Here is a 15905-nt window from a genome sequence, read left to right as displayed (position 1 = left end):
CTCCCTATTACAGCCGATAGTCAAGAAACAGCACTCACTATTTTTTCAACTCTAAACGATAGAGGACTAGCATTATCGGATGCCGATATTTTTAAAGCAAAAATTTATAATCACTTAGATCCAGAAGAAAAAAAGAAATTTATAGAACTCTGGCAAGAACTAGATGAACAAGCTACAAATGCTGGGGAAAGTATTCAAAAGTTGTTTTACTATTATATGTTCTACTTGAGAGCAAAGGAAAATGATCGAAGAACAACCACTCCTGGTATTAGAAAATACTATGCAAAAAATAATTTCGAAAAACTGTACTCACAAGATTTAATGCAAAACTTAAATGCCATTTTAAATTTGTGGATAGTGATAAATAATAAAGTCTCACTAGAAAATGAAAAATGGTCAGAAAATATGGAAATAAAACAAATTTTGGATGCTCTGACCTCTTATCCTAATGAATTCTGGAAATATCCTGTTGTCATTTACTATTTACACTATCATCATAAAGACACATTCGAAGATGATTTTCTTATTTTTGCGAAGAGATTATTAGCAGTTCTTTCTGCAAGATATATCATAACACCAACAATTAATGCCGTCAAAACTGGAATCTTGAATTTAAATGCAGAAATAGTTAACTCATCACAACCCAGATTCAATTTCAGCGATATCGATGAGAAAGAATTGTCAGATAAAATCAAAAATGCGAATCGTAATACAGTGAAGATGATATTAAATATCATAGCTTATCAACATCAATCGGAATTATTACCAGAAAAATGGGAAATTGAGCATATCCTTCCCCAAAAATGGCAATCTAGTTATTTCCCAACAAATTCAGATTCTGAAGTCAAAGAATTAGTTGAACATATTGGTAATAAGATTCCCATTGAAAAGAAGCTCAATATTATCGCAAGTAACGGATACTTTGCTAAGAAAAAAGAAATCTACAAGAAGTCCAAAGTTGGCGTCTTACTTGAGTTAAGTCAAAGTAATAACAATTGGGGACTTGATGAAATTAGAGAACGTGATATTCGTATTTCTGATGAATTAGTTGGAATACTAAACGACTGGGGTCTGAATCAATCTGAAGCTAATGTTGAAGAATTATTGATATGTATCCCAGAAGAACGATTTTCAGACTATCTTGATTTTATAAGAATTTTCAAAATGGAAGATTCAAATGAGGCAAGAGAAAAATTTTTGAGCATGTAGCAATTTAACAAAGCACTTTAGCTGATAACACATATTCTGTTACTATCAACTAAAGTGCTTTTCCCTGTATTTAATGGCAATTATGGATACGATTATCTACTTGTATCGTCCCCAACATTTAATAAGTTTCCGAAAAAGACCTATTTTTTAGACAAAAAAGACATCCAAGAGAATACTCTTGAATGTCTGTAAACGTTGATAGTATCGTGTTGATTAACGTTTTGAGGCAACTGACGTTGTCAGATTGCAGCCACATTTGTAAGCGACTAAAGTCGCGACAACTGTGTCAATTGCACCAATTTAGTAAAAAAATCTAAAAAAGAACACCTTGAAAGGTGCTCTTTGTAAGTATCGTAATTCTCTCGAATTAACGTTTACTAAATTGTGAAGCTTTACGAGCTTTTTTCAATCCTGGCTTCTTACGTTCAACTTTACGTGAGTCACGTGTAAGAAGTCCTGCGCGTTTCAATGAATCGCGGAAGTCTGGGTCTACTTGAAGAAGGGCACGAGCGATACCATGACGGATAGCTCCTGCTTGACCAGCGTAACCACCACCTACAACGTTAACGAAAACGTCGTATGAACCTGCAGTTGAAGTAACTGCGAATGGTTGGTTGATTACAAGACGAAGGTCAGCGTGTGGGATGTACTCTTCAACATCTTTTTTGTTAACAGTGATTTTACCAGTTCCTGGAACAAGGCGAACGCGTGCAACAGCGTTTTTACGACGTCCAGTACCTGCATATTGTGCTTGTGACATACTTTATTGTTCCTTTCCTTAGATAAGTCCTGAAATATCAAGAACTTCTGGTTGTTGTGCAGCGTGAGTGTGCTCAGCTCCAACAAATACTTTCAATTTCATACCTTGAGCGCGGCCAAGAGTATTGTGTGGAAGCATACCTTTAACTGATTTCTCGATCAAACGTACTGCATTTTTAGAACGAAGTTCACCAGCAGAGATTGATTTCAATCCACCTGGGTGGTTTGAGTGAGTGTAGTAGATCTTATCAGTTGCTTTTTTACCAGTCAATTTAACTTTTTCAGCATTGATAACGATTACGAAGTCACCTGTATCAGTGTGAGGTGTGAATGTTGGTTTGTTTTTTCCGCGAAGCACGCTAGCAACAACTGCTGAAAGGCGTCCAAGAGGTACATCAGTTGCGTCAACAACGTACCATTTGCGTTCTACTTGGCCTGGTTTAGCCATGAATGTAGTTTTGTTCATGATTTCTCCTATATGAATGTCGTTTTTGTTTACAGGGCGGATGTTCCGGTCCGCAAGTTATTTGAAAGGTTCCGGGGCCTTACAAATGGGGTAAACAATACCGCCTACTATTGTATCAAAATTCTAAGATAAAAGTCAACCGATTTAGAAAATTATTTGCGATTTTCTTTTCCAATGACAAATCCGATCAAAGAATTCGGGCCGACGTGGGCTGAAATAACTGGTCCAAGGGGCATCACGAGGACTTCATCAATCCCTTCAAGCGCAAGCATTTCTTGCTTCAGTGATTCGGCTCCTTCTAGATCGTTGGTATAAGACACCAAGGCTGTACTTTCACCGATATCTGCTTTGATCAGCTCCAGTAATTCACGGACAGCTTTTTTGCGTCCGCGAACCTTGCTAATAGGGACTAATTTTCCTTCCACATCTATCCAAAGAATGGGCTTGATACTGGCCAAACTTCCCATGATCGCGGCACTTTTTGAGAGACGGCCTCCACGCATGAGGTGGTAGAGATCATCGACCAGGAAATAGGTCCGAAGTTTTGGCGCTAGATTCATGATCTCTTCTTTAGCTTCTGCTAATGATCGGCCTGCATCACGCGCAGCTACTGCCCGCATGACCAGATAACCCTCTCCAATCCCAGCAGCCTTCGGATCGACAATCTCGATCACGGCTTCCGGGTAGTCTTCTAAAACCAGGTCTCGTGCCATGACTGCACTCTGGTAAGTCCCAGATAAGACCGATGAAAAGGCCACATAAAGCAGATCTTTTCCTTCTTTGGCAAATTGTTCAAAGGTTTCCTGAAATTGGCCCACATTGACCTGACTGGTTGTCGGTTTAGCTCCATTTTTCATGGCTTCTAAAAGCTCAGGGCTGGTCAATTGACCTTGGCCAACTGTCTGGTAAACCGTCCCATCTAACTCAATGGTCAACCCAAGAATGGTCACCTGGTGTTCCTTGGCCCAGTTCTGATCTAAATCTGCGGTCGAATCTGTCAAAATAGCAAATGTCATTACTTGTCTCCCATCATTTCTTGTAATTGTCGCAATACTTCGTGATCGAGCGGTCGCATGGGTGGTTTTTGATCGTTGACCACTTGTTGCGCTTGATTAAGGTTTCCTTTGACGACTGCGACCCGTTTTTCTAACTCTCTAGCGGATACCCGAAGGGCCCCTTGAGCAAAGACGGTCCATTGCTCATTTAAGTCACTGGTCGCTACCGATACTTGGTGGAGGGGTGTGTTGAGCTCTGCCGCCAAGCGCTCGATATAGTCATCTGCCGTCTCATCCTCACCGGTAAAGACCACCTGAACATTGAATTCCTCATAGGTCTGCCGCACTCCTGGCATATACTGGGCATCAAAGACACAGATGACTTCGATCCCTTCAAAGCTAGCATAGTGGCTCAGTTTTTGCAGAAGGATATTGCGGGCTGCATCGAGCTCACTCTTTTGAAAGAGCTGGCGGGTCTCCTGCCAAAAGGCAATCATATTGTAGCCGTCAACCAATAAGATTTTTCGTTTCATATCATTGCCTTTCTAGGATTATAGTCGGTTGCGAAAGACCTCATACATAAGAATAGCTGCTGCCACGCTGGCATTGAGGCTTTGCACATGACCATTCATGGGAATGGTGATCATCTCATCGACTTGCTTTTTGATGTTGGCTGAGATCCCTTTTCCTTCATTGCCAATGATCAAGGCTAACTTGCCATCCGTATTCCACTGGTGCGATGGCGTGCCGTTCATGTCGGTTCCAAAGATCCAGAAGCCCTCTTCCTTTAGCTTGTCTAAGGTTTGGCTAAGATTGGTCACACGCGCAATGGGAATGTGTTCCACTGCTCCGGTAGAAGTTTTTGACACCACTGGGGTCACCCCAACCGCTCGGTGCTTAGGAATGATGACTCCTGAGACATTGGTCGCATCAGCTGTCCGCAAGATAGATCCAAGATTGTGCGGATCTGTTAAGCCATCGAGAATCAATAAAAGCGGGTTCTCTTCTTGGGCTGTCTGTTTCAGAATCGCTGCCAAGTCGGTGTAAGCAAAGGCTGCCACTCGAAGAACAAAGCCTTGGTGAACAGCTCCTTCTGTCATTTCCTGCAGGGTTTTCTTTGGCGTCCAAGAAATCGACACTTTTTTCTCAGCTGCTAAGGCCTTGATCTTGTCGACATTTTTCCCTCGGAGATCTTCTTGAATATATAATTTATTGCCTGTGTTGGCTTGTAAAGCCTCGGTGACTGCGTGGACACCGTATACGATATCGTTATTTTCCATAGAACTAGTATACCACAAGAAAGGAGGAAGAGGCCAATTCATGATATAATGAAATGAAATCTATCTTAATGAACGAACCAAACTAGAAAGGAAGCCATGCCTCTTTTTCAACGAACCATCAAGCTCACCTTGGCCACCTGTTTAGCAGCGGCCCTTGCTTATGCTCTGGGCTTGACCTATGCCATCTCAGCTGGCGTCATTGCCATCTTGAGTATCTCGGATACGCGTCGCAGCACCATCAAGCAGGCCTACCAGCGCTTTATGTCGACCTTGCTGGCCCTTGCTATCGGAAGTCTTGCCTTTTCCTTTTTAGGGTTTAACCTTTGGGCACTGGGAGTCTTTATCGCTCTCTATGTCCCTTGTGCCTTTCTATTGGGCTGGCAGATCGGCATCACGCCAAGCACGGTGCTGGTCACCCACCTCTTGATTGAGCAGTCTACTTCCTGGGGACTCTTGCTCAATGAACTTGCTCTCTTTTTGATAGGGACCAGCTTTGCCCTGCTGGCCAATCTCTATATGCCTTCGAATCAGGCTGCGATCGATCATTACCATGATGTTGTTGAAGACCAACTGAAAAAGATCCTTGGTCGTTTTGCGGAATTACTTGGTAAAGGGGATGGTCGCAATGATGCTCGCTTGATTAAGGAGTTGGACAGCATCCTAAAGGACGCTTTGAAGCTAGTCTATCTGGACCATTCCAACCACCTCTTTCACCAAACCAACTACCATATTCACTACTTCGAAATGCGCAAGCGACAAAACGATATCCTGCGGGATATGGCAGAAAACGTCAACCGCTGTCAGTTAGCGGCGAGTGAAAGCATAATCCTGGCACAACTATTTAAGAAGACGGCCCAACAGTTAAGTCAGGAAAATCCCGCCCAAGATCTTCTAGATGATATTAATCAGTATTTGGCGATCTTCCGCGAACGTCCTCTTCCTAAGACCCGTGAGGAATTTGAAACACGCGCCACCTTGCTCCAACTCTTAAGAGACTTAGAAACTTTCATCCAGGTCAAGGTTGATTTTTACCAACAATTTCATAAGGAAACAGAATAGACAAAGAAGCCCTTGCAAGATGCAAAGGTTTTTTTATTCAGGGGATTATTGTAAACGTTTTCCTAAAATGGTATACTAGAAACGGAAAATAACTTTTTAAGGAGGGTCTTCTATATGAAGTCTTCGTATAAGAAACATTTGTACACTACAACACTCAGCCTCTCAGCGGCTGTCTTGCTTTCTGTTATCGGTCATGGCCAAGCTTCAGCTGATAGCTTAGAAGTGCCTCAAACGGAACCCAGCACGGTTCTTGAAGCGACACCTGCTACTGAGCAACCTGTGACAGCTGATACTGCCAGTCCCACTACAGCCACAGAAGTAACTCCTGCTAGTTCTGCAGAAACAGCAGCGACTTCTGATATGGCTTCTAGTACAGAAGTTGCTCCAACCGCTAGTCCAAGCACTAACCGTGCTACAACGACTTCTGACCAAGCGACTCGATTGGCGGATAGCACCATTTATCTCTCTGAAAAGAGTACGATTGATGACAAAGTCCAAGAAAAAGCTCAAGCTGCTGGCAAGATCAACTGGACCTTAGACAATAAGCCTCTCTCTGAGTGGAAAACTTGGGATATGGAGACAGGAACACTAAGCAAGGATCCATTCCTCACCATCACAGAGACTGCAAACGGCAATGATTTAGATCTCCACATCGACGTGCAGGATCTCTTTGGTGAAGATCTCAGTCTTCGTAGCCCAAATAATATTCGCCGGACTTATCGCAACTACATCGGCAACCATGAACTAGTCGGGACCAATGCAGACTTAGGTGTGACCATCAATAAAACCCTTGTTTTTCGACCTTACCAAGACTACCATACACATGAAGAGATGCTGGCTGCTATCGAAAAATCCAAGGAAGAAGCGAAACCCGATCGTTTAGTGCAGCTGGAAACTCTTGGAAAGAGTGCCCAAGGCCGGGATATGAAGATGGGGATCGTGAGCAAGGACCAAGCCAGCATCGATCACTACCTGTCTAGTACCAACCCTACAGCTTTGACTAAGCCAAGCGAAATGCTGGCCGCACTAAAAGACAAGACCTTGGATTACAAATTACCTGTCTTAGTCCACAACACCCACGCGGATGAACAGCCAGGCATTGATATCATCACAGGCCTCTTCAATACCTTTGCGACCAAGGAAAAGGTGACCTTTAACACCACAGATGAAGCTGGAAATGCTAAAACAGTCACGCTAGATATTCCAAGCTTGCTCAATAAATTCATTTTCTTATTTGACTTCACGGAAAACCCAGATGGGGATGCTCTCAACCTGCGGGCCCTAGCAAACGGGCTCGATCCAAACCGGGATGCCAGCTACCAAACCAACCCTGAAGTTCGCACGGTTATCCAAATGATCAACAAATGGAATCCGATCGCTCTCTACGACTTACACGGTTTTATCAAAGAATTCTTGATCGAACCTGCAACGCCACCACATGATCCGAACTTCGAATACGATCTTCTGTCAGACCTGATGCTAGAAAATGCCCATCATATGGGACGGGCAGGAGTTGCCAATTCTAAATACAATAGTTACATCATTCCAAAACTGGATTGGGGCGATGGCTGGGATGACTCCTTCTCTGGCTATACAGGGGTATATGCTGTCTACCATGGTATCTTAGGCCATACCATTGAAATTCCGGAAGGAAATGAAGAATCCTACAAAGCGGGTCGCAATGCTGTCCTAGGCGGCATTGACTTCCTCAACCAAGATCCAGACCGTCTCCTTGAGATGCGTCTCAACTTCTACCTGCGCGGTCTCAATAAAACCGAAGATCCAAAAGCTGAAAATGAACTGGTTGGCCCAAATGGGGAAATCGTTGGACGGGTGAAAAATGGTCGTCCGAAATTCTTCCCAGACTACTACGTCATCCCAATGAGCCTCGACAAGGACAATGATGCGCAAGAAGCCTTCAATATGATTGACTACTTCAAACGCAATGGTGTCCTCGTCAAGGAACTTAAAGAAGATACAGGTCCCTACAAAAAAGGGGACTTGGTCATTGACATGGCCCAAGCCAAACGTGGCTATGCCAACCATATTCTCTACAAGGGCTCCAACGAATCTGCCTGGGCTGCGATGTACGCAGAGTTACTGGTCAACTTCCCAGATATGAGAGGGTTCAAGTCCGAACCTATATTTGCGGATGGTCTTTTCAACGGAAAATTAGGAGAAGTCACCACCACCCGCGCCACTCGTACCTCTGAGATCGATCCAAAAGCTCCTTACTATGTGATCGCAAATACCTCAGCCAGTGCCGTTAAAGCTGTCAATCAGGCCATCGCGCAAGGAAAATCTGTCTACCTAACAGACGATGGCTACATCGTTGACCGCGATACCTTTGCTTCGCTCCTACCAAACTATGCCATCTATGGGGATGCCCTCTACAAGGTACCTAGCGGCCCAACCTTGAAACCGATGAAGATCTACTCTCCGAACTACCACTATAATTGGGCTGGAGTAGATGCGCCTGCTCATACTAGTCTGGTCCTTGAAAAATTAGGCTTCCAAATCGTCAATACACCAGAAGAAGCCGATGTTGTTATTTTGGAAAGCAACCGCTTTGACGCTTCCATTTTTGGCAAGAAACCAACCCTTGTCATTGGTGGGGAAGCCATGCAAAAACTGGAAAAATTGGGAGTTCTTACAGGATTTGACGCTGAAAAACTAAAAGGCGGTAGTGACTACGAAGGCTTGATGAAAGCGATCATTGATGACCAGGATCCATTGACCAGCGGATACAAGAAGAATACCCTCTTCTACTCCAACTCAGGAAACTGGATTGAAAAGGTTCCAGAACATTTCAAGACCTTGATGAGCATCGCTCCGAGCGATTATTATATTGCAGGTTGGTGGCCACATAATGATGTTCTGGCTAACAAAGTCATGGCCATCTCTGGAGAACTGATGGGACAACCACTCTTTGTCTATGCAGGAAATCCAACCAACCGTCAACACCCTGTCCACTTCTTCCGCTGGGTAACCAATGCGATCTTTGGCAGCAAATTGGCAAGCTTGATGGATTACGTTCCAGCTAAAGAACCAGATCAAGTAGTGGTGCCAATTCATAACCAAACAAGCAATCCACAGCCAATCTTAGCCAAGAAGGAGACTCCTAAAGTGCTCCTTCCACAAAAAGAAATGACAACTAAAAATGAAGAAAGTGTGCAAGCCTTGACTTACCAAGTAGAACAAAGCTTCCAAGGAAGTCCAGCCAAGGCACAATTGCCACAAACCGGAGAAGACACAACTGCACACTTCATTCTTTCAGGCTTCTTGTTAGCTGTAAGCGGAGGCTTCCTCCTCTTGAAAAAGAAAGAAGTTGAGTAAGTTCCAGGTTTAGACCTGGATGACATGAAAAGAACCTTTGCAGATGCGAAGGTTCTTTTTGGATCTAAACTATCTTTCAAAACTTTCCTTAGGTGAGTACGGACGTCAGCGAACTTCTTCGAAGTTCCATGACTTAGTTTTGAGCCTAAGGTCTCAAAACTCCCGAGTGTTTGAAACAATAATGTTTCAAACACTTTTCTCACAGCGGAAAGTTTCAGTTTATACTTGATTGATTCTAAAGTATAGAAAACTTTTATTAATTTCTCCAGAATATTTAATGAAAATACTATTCTACATTAAATCCTAATACTGATGCAAAGTTTCTCCTTATTCCACCAATTCCAACACAACAGTTTGGTAAGGGGTCAATTCGAGCACTTGGTCTCCTTCTTGGAATAATCCTGCTGTATTATTTAAAACGACCGTTTTAATCGGAGCTGGCAACTCCAAGGTGGCCTGGCGATTTTGGAAATTGCTGACAACCAAGAGACGTTTGTCCCCACGGCGTTCAAAGGCGATGATGTTTTCACGGTCCCGATACGCTGGGATCATATCTCCAAATCGGATAGTATTTCCATAGAGGGGATGGCGATACAAGGCCGTCAGCTGCCGGTAATAATTCAAGATGGAATTTGGATCCTTTTCCTGATCTTCCACATTGATGGCAACATTTGGTTTGGGACTGATCAACCAGGCTGACCCATCGCTAAAGCCCAGACCTGGCTCTTTTGTCCACTGCATGGGTGTCCGCGCATTGTCCCGGCTGTATTTAGCAATCGCAGCTAAGGCTTCTTCCTCGCTCAAACCAGCTTCTTTAGCAACATGATAACCATTGATGGTCGCAATATCATCAAAATCCTCCACCGATTCAAAGACTTGGTTTTCCATTCCAATTTCTTGGCCTTGATAGATAAAAGGAATTCCCTTACGTAAAACCTGAATGGTTCCTAGAGCTTTTTTACTGGTATCGTTTACCGGACCTTCCGCAATATAATGGGACACGCCACGAGGTTCGTCGTGGTTTTCAATAATGGTCGAAAGAACCCCAATGCTATCCGCGCGCTCATGGGCTTTGAAAATACTTTCCTTGAGTTCATCTGCTGTTGGAAGAGCATGGTCAAACCAGCCTTTTCCTTCTTGCCCCAGCATGGTTTGTTTAAAGTCAAAGATGGAAGAGAAGACACCGTCTTTCCCGATGAAGAAATGCAATTCTTCGTCGGTTTCATTGAACACTTCCCCTACTGTGAAGGCATTATACTTGGCGAAGGTTCGCTCATTTAACTCTTGCAAGAACGGTTCAATCGATTGGGCATTCACTAGAGACTCCGGTACTGGGACCAAGCCATTTTCGCGATCAGACGGAAGAGAACGCCATTCTAGATCTTTTTTGATATTGATAATAGCATCGATCCTAAAGCCCGCAATTCCCTTGTCCAACCACCAGTTGATCATCTTGTAAATTTCTTCGCGCAAGACAGGATTTTGCCAATTGAGGTCTGGCTGGTCCTTATGGAAAGAATGGAGATAGTACTTATTGGTGCCAGGAACCGGCTCCCAAACACTACCCCCAAAGTAACTTTCCCAGTTGTTGGGTTCTTTGTCACTTTCGATGAAGTAAAAGTAGTCCGCATAAGGACCATCTGGATCTGCTAAAGCCTTTTGGAACCACTCGTGATGACTGGAACAGTGGTTAACCACCAAGTCCATAATGATGAAAATGCCCCGCTTCTTACCTTCCGCAATCAACTCTTCCATATCTTCCATGGTCCCAAAGAGGGGATCAATGGCATAATAGTCTGAAATATCATAGCCCTGGTCAATAAACGGACTCTTGTAAATAGGGGAAAGCCAGAGAATATCAATTCCTAAGTCTTGAAGGTAATCGAGTTTCTCCGTGATGCCGTTTAAATCCCCAACACCATCACCATTGCTATCTTTAAAGCTTTTTGGGTAGATCTGGTAAGCAACTTTCCCCTTCCACCAGTCTTTTTCCATATTTTGTCTCCTTAAAATGAAAGAGACCGAGACAAATCGTCTCAGTCTCTATAGTATCAGTAGGTATTAGTATACTGTTTTTTCAGTTTCTTTGTCGAAGAAGTGAGCTTTGTTCAAGTCAAATCCAAGTTCGATGGTTGCACCAGTTCCAAGGTAGTCACGCGCATCCACTTTAGCGATGAATTCGTTGTCACCAACTTGGCAATACAAGTGAGATTCAGAACCGAGCAACTCAGACACAGAGATCGTAGCTTTCACAACTGATTCTGGGAAAGTTTCAAGGAATGCAGCTTCTGTATTCACGTCTTCTGGACGAATACCAAAGATCAATTCTTTACCATCATAGCCTTTTTCTTTCAAGACTTTCAAAGCACCTTCTGGAACTTTCAAATTCAATCCATTAGCAACGATGTGTCCACCTTCCAATTTCACGTTAATGAAGTTCATCGCAGGGCTTCCGATGAATCCAGCTACGAATTTGTTGACTGGGCTTTTGTACACTTCTTGTGGAGTTCCGATTTGTTCTACACGTCCAATTGTACCAGTACCTGCAGGGTTTTTAGTAGCAGACATGATAACGATACGGTCAGCCAATGTCATCGCTTCTGTTTGGTCGTGAGTTACGTAGATCGTTGTAGCTCCGATACGACGGTGGATTTTCGCAATTTCAGCACGCATGGATACACGAAGTTTCGCATCCAAGTTTGACAAAGGTTCGTCCATCAAGAATACTTTTGCATCACGGACAATAGCACGTCCCATGGCTACACGTTGACGTTGACCACCAGAAAGGTCAGCTGGTTTACGATCCAAGAATTCTTTCAAGCCAAGGATTTCAGCTGCTTCTTGTACACGTTTGTCGATATCTTCCTTGCTGTATTTACGCAATTTCAAACCAAATGCCATGTTATCGTACACAGTCATGTGTGGGTAAAGAGCGTAGTTTTGGAATACCATGGCGATATCACGGTCTTTAGGTGCCACGTTGTTTACAACAGTACCATCGATTGAACATTCACCTTCTGTGATGTCTTCAAGACCAGCGATCATACGAAGAGTCGTTGATTTACCACATCCTGAAGGACCTACGAAAACGATAAATTCTTTGTCTTTGATGTCCAAGTTGAAGTCTTCAACTGAGTAATGTTCGCTATTTGGATATTTTTTATAAATGTGACTAAGATTCAATTCTACCATGATGGTACTCCTTTGATTTTTATAGTTCTATTGTAAATGAAAACGTTTTACAAATCTATGGCAAGTCTCACAAAAAAGAAAAAGAGTTTTGTGCAAGTTGCACAAAACTCTGGATTTATTTCGTTTAAATCACATCTGGTAAGACCAAATGATAGCACAGGGCTAGATCTGTCAGATTTTTCAACTGAAGACCCGTCAACTCCTCCCACTTGTCAATCTTGTATTGGAGCGAATTGCGGTGGAGATAGAGTTGCTGGGCGGCCTTGGTTACAACTGCCCCATTGTCCCAAAGAGCAACAATGATGTCTTGCAATTGATCTTGACTTTCAATCAACTGATGCAAACTTGCCTTGATTGGAGTGAGATCCAAATCTGCCTGCTCGATTCCCCACAGATAGAGTTGAGAAAAGCGATAGACACCTTGATGACCTTCTCGAATCCAAGCTCGAAAGACGGCCTGTTCTGCTCGGATAACCGGAGATACTTTCCCAGCTTTTGACTCAGTCCATATTTGCCCGACCATGATGGATAAGCGAATGTTGAAATCATACTCCATGGCAGAGACGGTATCTTTTAAGATATCAGCCACAACCAGCGACTGCTCTTGATCTAGAATGAGTACATAGTCCTGTCCACTCAGTTGCAAGACTGCCCGAAAGTTGGGCAAGAGTGTCTGCATCATCTCTAACCAAGAAGCCGTCCCTTCTGCTGTTGAATGCGAGAGGTGGCAATAGACGAGCTGCATTTTTTTGATGACTTGAGGGGCTTCTCCCTTTCCATCGATCAGGTACTGGTACCAAGGATTAGGGGCAACCTCTTCTTCACCACCCAACCAGGAAATCAATTGTTTTTCTCGCTCGGTTAGCTCTTCTTCCTTCAGCAGCAGCCATTGATGAGCCTGAAGGGGAATGGCTACATAACCAGCTGGTGGATTGGCTTGATCCGTCACCTCTGCATGAGGAAACCACTCTCTGATATTTTTCACTGCTTTCTTCCTTCTTCTACTTGCTGGATGCACCAGTCAATCAGCTCTTCTAGACGAGAGAACTCCCCCGTCATATGGAGATAGCCCATGACAGCCTCAAAGCCCGTCGACATGCGATAGGTCACGACATCCGCATTTTTGGCCTTGGTATGGCTATTGGTATTGCGACCGCGCTTGTAGATCTCCAACTCTTTTTCCGTCAGAATTTCTTGCTCCAGCATGCTTTCAATCAAGCTGGCCTGAGCCCTAGCAGAGACATAGCGGGTGGCAGCCTGGTGAAGCTTATTAGGCTTGGTCATACCTTGAAAAATCAGGTGTCTGCGAATATACATGGAATAGACCGCATCTCCCTCAAAGGCAAGGGCAATCCCATTGATTAGATTGACATCAATCACGTGTCCACCTTACACCTTCTTTTGTATCCAAGAGCTTGATTCCTTGTGCAGCCAATTCATCGCGAATGGCATCTGCTCGCGCAAAATCTTTCTTAGCCCGCGCTTCCTGACGTTCAGCGATCAAGGCTTCAATATCCGCATCCAAGACTTCTTCGACAAAGACCACTCCAAAGACTTCTAACATCTTGGTCAAGGCATCTTTGACGTCTTGATTGTAGTGACCTGAATTGATCCATTTGGCCAATTCAAAGACGACAGTGATGCCGTTTGCCGCATTGATATCTTCATCCATAGCCACGATAAACTTGTCCACAAAGCCTTGCAAGTCTGCTGGATCTACTTCTCCTGTGAACGGTTGCTCATAGGTATTTTTCAAATACTTGAGGTTGGTCTCCGCATCGCGCACCGCTTTTTCTGTGAAGTTAATGGGCTTGCGATAGTGCTGGGTCGCAAAGAAGAAGCGAAGCACTTGGCCGTCGATAGTCTTCAATGCATCATGCACGGTGATAAAGTTGCCCAATGACTTGGACATCTTGACATTATCAATATTGACAAAGCCATTGTGCATCCAGTAATTGGCAAAAGTCTTGCCTGTTTTAGCTTCAGACTGGGCAATTTCATTAGTATGGTGTGGAAACTCAAGGTCGGCTCCACCACCGTGGATATCAATAGTATCCCCTAAAATTCCCGTCGACATGACCGAACACTCGATGTGCCAACCCGGACGACCAGGTCCCCAAGGGCTGTCCCAAGAAATCTCACCTGGTTTGGCAGCTTTCCAGAGGGCAAAGTCGACTGGATTTTCTTTGCGAGCTGTTTCCTCATCTGTCCGACCTGAAGCGCCTAGCTCCAAGTCTTCTAGGGTTTTATTGGCTAACTTAGCATAGTTGTGGGATTTTTCCACACGGAAATAGACATCGCCTTGACTCTCATAAGCATAGCCTTTTTCGATCAAGTCAGCGACAAAACGAATGATGTCATCCATAAACTCGACCACACGAGGGTGGCGGGTTGCAGGTTTCACGCCAAGAGCCGTTACATCCTCACGGAAGGCCGCAATATACTTGTCTGCCACTTCCTGTGGCGTAATGCCTTCTTCTTTGGCACGGTTAATGATCTTATCATCCACATCTGTAAAGTTGGAAATGTAGGCAACTTCGTAGCCACGATACTCAAAGTAGCGACGAATCGTGTCAAAGGCCACTGTTGAGCGGGCATTCCCTACGTGGATATAGTTGTAAACCGTTGGCCCACAAACATACATGCGGACCTTTCCTTCCTCGATGGGGATAAATTCTCGCAAATCACGAGACATAGTATCATAAATTTTTAACACGCTTCATTTCCTTTCTGTTTCTACTCTTTTGGCTTCAAGTAAACCACCTGAGTCTGTTTGATAAAGCCAATCTTTTCATACAAGCGTTTGGCACCTACATTGCTATCTTCCACTGCAATCTGAAATTCCTTATCATTTTGCTCAATGAGTTGGTTGACGAGGGATTTTGCTAGATAGCTTCCGTAACCTTGCCCACGATAGACTTCAGCAATCGCAAGTCCATAAAGGTAATTGCATTTTCCAGATACATCGACCGTACAAACGCCAATCACTTGACCTTCTTTGAGTAATATGTACAGCAGACTATCAGGATCCTTCAAGGCCTCTGAAATGTATCTGTGGCTCACTTCCGGTGCTTCCACTTCATCTGAGAAGGTTTGGTGGTGGAGCTGGGCAATGGCTTCAAGATAAGAAGGTTCCGCCAAGAGCACACCGACATCCGAACGGGAATCTAATGCATAAGCGGTTCGATCACGTCCTAACCAGGTTTCTGTCTCTTCATCCTCGACCAGTCCCCAATTGCTGGCAAACTCAGGATGGCGCTCTAAAAAAACACGCTCTGTCTGAAAAGTCACAGATTCAATGGGATAAGATGCCGTTTCTGTCTCAAAACTTCTATACAAAGCACGCGCAATGCCTTGACGACGATGATTGGGGTGGACCAGAATCGCTACTTCAACATCTTGGTCATCCGCATAGACGGTTAATAGGCCAACAAGTTCACCTTTTTCGTAATAAAGGAAAAAGGCGGGCATATCGGGATCAAAATTGAGCATATTGGAGAGATAAGGATCCCGAAAAGTTCCGTCATCCTTCTGACAGATGGCAATAAAGGCCTTTGCTTCCAGTAGTTGGTGGTCATTCAATGTATTGGTTGCTTGAATCACGTAGCG

General features: G+C 44.0%; 14 protein-coding genes. 3 read left to right on the top strand and 11 right to left on the bottom strand.

Features of this window, described 5'->3' with window-relative positions:
• Positions 1-1209: GmrSD restriction endonuclease domain-containing protein (locus tag M1G14_RS04135; protein WP_247926313.1), on the top strand; the 1209-nt coding region annotated here is incomplete at its 5' end.
• A 367-nt stretch (positions 1210-1576) separates the two neighbouring features.
• Here the strand turns inward: M1G14_RS04135 and rpsI are convergent.
• From rpsI to rlmB, 5 genes are all read right to left on the bottom strand, one after another.
• On the bottom strand, positions 1577-1969 hold the full coding sequence (gene rpsI, locus M1G14_RS04130) for a 30S ribosomal protein S9 (protein ID WP_002893764.1): 393 nt from the start codon (positions 1967-1969) through the stop codon (positions 1577-1579).
• 18 nt (positions 1970-1987) lie between these two features.
• The gene (gene rplM / locus M1G14_RS04125; protein WP_002876943.1) at positions 1988-2434 is read right to left on the bottom strand and encodes a 50S ribosomal protein L13; all 447 of its coding nucleotides are present in this window, start codon (positions 2432-2434) and stop codon (positions 1988-1990) included.
• Between the two features lie 152 nt (positions 2435-2586).
• On the bottom strand, positions 2587-3450 hold the full coding sequence (locus M1G14_RS04120) for a DegV family protein (protein ID WP_247926312.1): 864 nt from the start codon (positions 3448-3450) through the stop codon (positions 2587-2589).
• Entirely contained in the window at positions 3450-3962 is a 513-nt protein-coding gene (locus M1G14_RS04115; protein WP_227038570.1) for an NYN domain-containing protein, read from the bottom strand. The genes M1G14_RS04120 and M1G14_RS04115 overlap by 1 nt, the downstream gene beginning before the upstream one ends.
• Before the next feature lie 18 nt (positions 3963-3980).
• Complete coding sequence (rlmB, locus tag M1G14_RS04110) at positions 3981-4709, bottom strand: 23S rRNA (guanosine(2251)-2'-O)-methyltransferase RlmB (protein WP_247926311.1); 729 nt, start codon at positions 4707-4709, stop codon at positions 3981-3983.
• A 96-nt stretch (positions 4710-4805) separates the two neighbouring features.
• On the opposite strand from rlmB, the gene M1G14_RS04105 reads away from it, so the two are divergent.
• On the top strand, positions 4806-5768 hold the full coding sequence (locus tag M1G14_RS04105; protein WP_247926310.1) for an aromatic acid exporter family protein: 963 nt from the start codon (positions 4806-4808) through the stop codon (positions 5766-5768).
• A gap of 114 nt (positions 5769-5882) precedes the next feature.
• The gene (locus tag M1G14_RS04100; protein ID WP_247926309.1) at positions 5883-9104 is read left to right on the top strand and encodes an LPXTG cell wall anchor domain-containing protein; all 3222 of its coding nucleotides are present in this window, start codon (positions 5883-5885) and stop codon (positions 9102-9104) included.
• Positions 9105-9431: 327 nt separating this feature from the next.
• Here M1G14_RS04100 and M1G14_RS04095 read toward each other — a convergent pair whose 3' ends face one another.
• From M1G14_RS04095 to M1G14_RS04070, 6 genes are all read right to left on the bottom strand, one after another.
• Entirely contained in the window at positions 9432-11099 is a 1668-nt protein-coding gene (locus M1G14_RS04095) for an alpha-glucosidase (protein ID WP_247926308.1), read from the bottom strand.
• A 66-nt stretch (positions 11100-11165) separates the two neighbouring features.
• Positions 11166-12296, bottom strand: coding sequence for an ABC transporter ATP-binding protein (locus tag M1G14_RS04090; RefSeq protein ID WP_247926307.1), 1131 nt, complete (start codon positions 12294-12296; stop codon positions 11166-11168).
• A gap of 124 nt (positions 12297-12420) precedes the next feature.
• Positions 12421-13281 carry a helix-turn-helix domain-containing protein gene (locus tag M1G14_RS04085; protein ID WP_049475171.1) on the bottom strand — a complete coding sequence of 287 codons (861 nt, stop codon included), beginning with the start codon at positions 13279-13281 and terminating at the stop codon, positions 12421-12423.
• Positions 13278-13676: a Mini-ribonuclease 3 gene (locus tag M1G14_RS04080; protein ID WP_049475172.1), complete on the bottom strand. Its 399-nt coding sequence runs from the start codon at positions 13674-13676 to the stop codon at positions 13278-13280. The genes M1G14_RS04085 and M1G14_RS04080 overlap by 4 nt, the downstream gene beginning before the upstream one ends.
• Complete coding sequence (cysS, locus tag M1G14_RS04075) at positions 13669-15012, bottom strand: cysteine--tRNA ligase (protein ID WP_003004399.1); 1344 nt, start codon at positions 15010-15012, stop codon at positions 13669-13671. Before cysS ends, M1G14_RS04080 begins: the two co-directional genes overlap by 8 nt.
• Before the next feature lie 20 nt (positions 15013-15032).
• Complete coding sequence (locus M1G14_RS04070) at positions 15033-15899, bottom strand: GNAT family N-acetyltransferase (protein ID WP_049475174.1); 867 nt, start codon at positions 15897-15899, stop codon at positions 15033-15035.
• Between the last annotated feature and the right edge of the window lie 6 nt (positions 15900-15905).

This window comes from Streptococcus parasanguinis (genome assembly GCF_023109675.1).
Classification (GTDB): domain Bacteria; phylum Bacillota; class Bacilli; order Lactobacillales; family Streptococcaceae; genus Streptococcus; species Streptococcus parasanguinis_I.
The sequence above is the reverse complement of the archived record's forward strand: the minus strand, read 5'-3'. Positions and strand labels throughout refer to the sequence as shown.

Bases quoted from the DNA above. Each gene is read 5' to 3' on its own strand.
- rpsI (WP_002893764.1), bottom strand. From the start codon at position 1,969: ATGTCACAAGCACAATATGCAGGTACTGGACGTCGTAAAAACGCTGTT.
- M1G14_RS04090 (WP_247926307.1), bottom strand. From the start codon at position 12,296: ATGGTAGAATTGAATCTTAGTCACATTTATAAAAAATATCCAAATAGC.
- M1G14_RS04120 (WP_247926312.1), bottom strand. From the start codon at position 3,450: ATGACATTTGCTATTTTGACAGATTCGACCGCAGATTTAGATCAGAAC.
- M1G14_RS04095 (WP_247926308.1), bottom strand. From the start codon at position 11,099: ATGGAAAAAGACTGGTGGAAGGGGAAAGTTGCTTACCAGATCTACCCA.
- M1G14_RS04105 (WP_247926310.1), top strand. From the start codon at position 4,806: ATGCCTCTTTTTCAACGAACCATCAAGCTCACCTTGGCCACCTGTTTA.
- rplM (WP_002876943.1), bottom strand. From the start codon at position 2,434: ATGAACAAAACTACATTCATGGCTAAACCAGGCCAAGTAGAACGCAAA.
- M1G14_RS04100 (WP_247926309.1), top strand. From the start codon at position 5,883: ATGAAGTCTTCGTATAAGAAACATTTGTACACTACAACACTCAGCCTC.
- rlmB (WP_247926311.1), bottom strand. From the start codon at position 4,709: ATGGAAAATAACGATATCGTATACGGTGTCCACGCAGTCACCGAGGCT.
- M1G14_RS04115 (WP_227038570.1), bottom strand. From the start codon at position 3,962: ATGAAACGAAAAATCTTATTGGTTGACGGCTACAATATGATTGCCTTT.